Below are 4,470 nucleotides of genomic sequence, written 5' to 3'. Positions count from 1 at the left end.
CGATCGGGGTCGGCGTGGCAGTCGGCTGGGGTGCGCTGGTGATCGACAGAAGCGCGGCGGCGACGGTGGTGATGAGCATGATGTCCTCCCAAAGATCAGCCCGATTGGCTGTATCCGGAGCATTGCATCTGCCGTGCCAATTGCGCTGCAGGAGGGAGGGGCGGGTTTCGGCGTGTCGGCGCCGTAACGAATTGCCAACATCTGGGCCGTCACGCCGATTGCTGGGATCAGCGCGCCGGCTTGCTGAGGAAGCGCGAGCCTGTTCGACAAAAGCGCCACGGCGTGTCGACCGCGCGGGTGATGCCGATCCGGGCGCCGGCGTGGATATCCTCGTCACGCGCCGCGGGTTCGAGGGCGAACGGCGGCGCATCGAGCGGCGCGCCGTCGAGCGCCCGGTCGACGCCGAGCGCTTGGCACAGACGCCCCGGACCGGCGCAGAGCAAGCGCGGCCCGGCAAGGCCGCGGCGCGCGATCATCGTCTCGACGCCCGCGACCGGCTCGATCGCACGGATCAGCACCGCGCTCCCCGGCCGGCAGACGAAGTTGAGGCACCAGTGCATGCCGTAGCTGCGATAGACATAGGCATGGCCGGCCGGACCGAACATCGCCGCATTGCGCGGCGTCGGCCCGTTGACGCTGTGCGAGGCGGGGTCGTCGGCGTCATAGGCCTCCGTCTCGACGATCACGCCGCCGACGCCATCGACGCGCAGATCGGCGCCGATCAGCGCGCGCGCGACGGTCGCGACGTCGCGGTCGAAGAAGGCGGTGGGGAGGGGCATCGGCGGGCGGTGGCGCGGGGCGCACGCGGGTGCAAGGGGTTTGCGGCACTGCGCATCAGGTCACCTGCACAAAGGATGATGCAATCGGATCACGGTTCGTCACGCCCGTCGCGCCGAAGCCGTGGTATCGAGCGGCGCCGTCACACCCAATCAGTGTTCCCGCGCAGGCGGGAACCCAGTGGCCAAGCAGACCACCACCTGCGGCGTGAAACATCATGGCCTTCGGCGTACGCGAGACCTCTGCACCACTCCCTCCGTCATGCCGGACTTGTTCCGGCATCCACGGTGGCGCAGGAGTCTCAGCCGTCGATTTCGCGGACCGGTGGACCCCGGAACAGGTCCGGGGTGACGGAGCGCTTCTGGGCTTCGGTGAGGCGTTCCCGGCACGGGCCGGCGGCCCCGCCTTACCCCGCGCAGCCGCCGCCGTCACCAATCCTCCAGCACCGCCGCGATCCGGTCGAGCCGTTCGTGCGCATCGGCGATCCGCTCGGCGAGCAGCAGCCGTCCGTTCTTCTCCTCCAGCCCCTCGGGTGCCGGCATCGCCGCGCGCGGGGTGAAGGCGATCGCGGCGGGGCCGGCGTCGATCCGGGCGATGCCGGCCGCCCGTGCCGCCACCCGGATGCGCGCCACCGCGAACAGCAGCCGTGCCTCGTCGGGCAGGTCGCCGAACCGATCCTCCAGCTCGTCCGCCAGCCCGTCGAGCCCCTCGGCCTCCTCGATCCGCGCGAGGCGGGCATAGGTGGTGACGCGCAGCTCCTCCTCGGGCATCCATGTCGGCGGCAGGCAGCCGTCGAGGCCGAGGTGCAGCTCCGGGCTCCACCGCTCCACCGTCTCGCCGCGCGCGGTGCGCAGCGCGCTTTCGAGCAGATGCTGGTACAGGTCGATGCCGATCAGCTTCATATGCCCGGCCTGCGTCTCGCCGAGCAGGTCGCCCGCGCCGCGCATGTCGAGATCGCGCGCGCTGATCGCGAAGCCGGCGCCGAGCCGGTCGAACGCCTCCAGCGTCTTGAGCCGCTTGAGCGTGCGCGGTGCGATCGTCGCGGCGGGATCGGTGAGCAGCAGCACCTGACCGCGCCGCAGGCCGCGCCCGACCCGCCCGCGCAACTGGTGGAGCTGCGACAGGCCGAAGCGGTCGGCCTTCCAGATCACCATCGTATTGGCGCGCGGCACGTCGAGCCCCGCCTCGATGATGTTGGTGGCGAGCAGCACGTCGCCATCGCCGCCGGCGAAGCGTACCATCGCCTCGTCGATCTCGGCGGCGGGCAGTTTGCCGTGCGCCTGGACGATGTCGAGCTCGGGCACCGACTTGGCGAGCGTCTCGGCGAGCGGCGCCATATCCTCGATCCGCGGCACGACGACGAAGCTCTGGCCGCCGCGGCTGCGTTCGCGCAGCAGCGCGGTGCGTACCACCGCCGGATCGAACGCACCGACCGAGGTGCGGATCGGCTGCCGCCGCGCCGGCGGCGTCGCGATCACCGACAGTTGCTGAAGGCCGATCAGGGCGGTCTGCAGGGTGCGCGGGATCGGCGTCGCGCTCAGCGTCAGCACGTGGCCGGCGCCGAGATCGCGCAGCCGCGTCTTGTCGGCGGTGCCGAAGCGCTGTTCCTCGTCGATGATGACGAGGGCGAGGTCCTGATAGGCGATGCCCTTGCCGGCGACTGCCCCGGTGCCGACGACGATGCGGATCGATCCGTCGGCAAGCCCGGCCTTGACCTGCTTGCGCTCGGTCGCCGAACTCAGTCGCGACAGGCCGGCGACCGCGATGTCCGTCCCCTCGAAGCGCGCGGCGAAGCTTTCCAGATGCTGGCGGGCAAGCACCGTGGTCGGCGCGGCGATCGCCACCTGATGCCCGGCCAGGGCGGCGATCGCCGCGGCGCGCAGCGCGACTTCGGTCTTGCCATAGCCGACGTCGCCGATCACCAGCCGGTCCATCGGCTTGCCCGCGGCGAGATCGTCGCGCACCGCGGCGATCGCGCGCGCCTGATCGGGCGTCTCGGTGAAGGCAAAACCGGCGGCGAACCGTTCATAGGCGTCGGTATCGGCGACCAGCTTGGGCGCATCGCGGCGGCTGCGTTCGGCGGCGAGTTCGGTCAGGCCGCGGGCGCTTTCGGCGATCGCCGCGTCGATCGCGCCGCGCCGCTTCTGCCAGCTCGCGCCGTCGAGCTTGTCGAGCGTCACCGCTTCGGCATCCGCGCCGTAGCGCCAGATCCGGTCCGCCTCCGCGACGGGAACGAGGCGGACGCCGTCGTCGGCGTAGGTGAGGGCGATCGCGTCGCCCGCCTGATCCGGCAGCGCCTGCAAGCCGGTGACGACGGCGAGGCCATGATCCTCGTGCACGACGACGTCGCCGACGCGGATCTCGCCGAAGTCGAACAGGCCGGTATGCGCGATCGGGCTGGTCGCATCGTCGCGTTCGGCGCGGCTGCCGAGCAGGTCGGCGGCGGCGATCGCGCAGATGCCCTCGCGCCGGAAGCCGCGATCGGCGGCGAGGGACAGCGCCAGCAGGCTGCCCGGCGCGGCATCGCGAACCGCCCGCCACGCCTCGACCGGCGTGACCGGCAGCTTGAGCGTGCGCGCGATCCGGCGTTGCAGGAAGCGCAGATCGCGTGCGCCGCCGAGGATGACGACGCGCTCGCCCGCCTCGATCGCGCCGCGTGCGGCCTTGGCGAAGGCGCGCATCGGCGCCTTGCTCTCGACGAATCGTGCCGGCGGATCGCCCGCGCGCGCCAGCGGTGCCATCAGCCGCTCGCCCGCCGTCTTGCGCCAGCGCGCATCGCTCAGCGTGTCGGCGATCGCGCGTTTGGGACGGCGCTTGGCGGCGTCGGCGGCGAGCGCGAGGAAGCGTCGCCGCCGCTCGTCCGCGCCCGGTTCGATCCCGATCGCGGCGTCCGGCACATGGTCGGCGAGCGACACGCCCGCGTCGGCGAGCGGCGGTTCGGCGACGCGGCCGAGCTCGCGCGCATCGATGCTGCCGGTGGTGCGCTGATCGGCGGGATCGAAGCAGCGCAGGCTCTCGACACGCCCGTCGACCGCCTCGATGCGCAGCGGCAGTCCGGCGTCGGCAGGGTAGACGTCGAGCACCTGCCCGCGCAGCGCGACCTCGCCCGGCTCGTCGACGCGCTCGTCGGACGTGTAGCCGATCGCGGTCAGGTCGGCGAACAGCGCTTCGAGGTCGACCGGCGTATCGACCGCGACGCGCGGCGGTGCGGCGGCGAAGGCGTCGGGCGCCGGATAGGCGCGGGCGAGCGCTTCGCCGGTGGTGATACAGGCGATCCGCGGCCGCTCGTCCGCCTCGATCAGCAGGCGGATGCGCCGCAACGCCGAGACACGCTGGCCGACGTTGCCGGGAGAGGCGGGGGCGGCGTCGCCGGGCAGCGCGTCGCTGCCGGGACAAAAGACCACCGTCGCATCGGGCACCGCCAGCGTCAGCGCATGGGTCAGCGCGATCCCGCGTGCCTCGTCGGCGACGGCATAGAGCAGGTCGCCGTCGTCCAGCCGTTCGGCGAGCGCGGCGGCGGTTTCGGCGATGCCGAGGATCGGATCGGCAGGCGCATCGGCAGCCGGAGAGAGAATATCGGCAGGGCTGGCCGGCATTTTGGACGCCTTTTGCAGGAGGGCTTCCCGAACGGCCGGTCGCCGGTGACGTTCCATCGAGGTGGGGGAGCCGGGCGGGCGTGCGGCGTGTCAGGGG

The 4,470-nt window shown here is 72.3% G+C and carries 2 protein-coding genes; both read right to left on the bottom strand.

All coding sequences use genetic code 11. The features are described 5' to 3' along the window. Positions 1-227: 227 nt before the first annotated feature. Positions 228-779: a DNA-3-methyladenine glycosylase gene (locus BW41_RS16710; RefSeq protein ID WP_037535833.1), complete on the bottom strand. Its 552-nt coding sequence runs from the start codon at positions 777-779 to the stop codon at positions 228-230. Between the two features lie 426 nt (positions 780-1,205). Next, positions 1,206-4,373: a helicase-related protein gene (locus tag BW41_RS16705; protein WP_051583628.1), complete on the bottom strand. Its 3,168-nt coding sequence runs from the start codon at positions 4,371-4,373 to the stop codon at positions 1,206-1,208. Between the last annotated feature and the right edge of the window lie 97 nt (positions 4,374-4,470).

The sequence above is a fragment of the Sphingomonas sp. RIT328 genome (assembly GCF_000632225.1).
Classification (GTDB): domain Bacteria; phylum Pseudomonadota; class Alphaproteobacteria; order Sphingomonadales; family Sphingomonadaceae; genus Sphingomonas; species Sphingomonas kyungheensis.
Note: the sequence above shows the minus strand (reverse complement) of the source record. Positions and strands in the feature narration are given on the sequence as shown.

Coding starts and splice junctions, on each gene's coding strand:
- BW41_RS16710 (WP_037535833.1), bottom strand. CDS start 779: ATGCCCCTCCCCACCGCCTTCTTCGACCGCGACGTCGCGACCGTCGCG.
- BW41_RS16705 (WP_051583628.1), bottom strand. CDS start 4,373: ATGCCGGCCAGCCCTGCCGATATTCTCTCTCCGGCTGCCGATGCGCCT.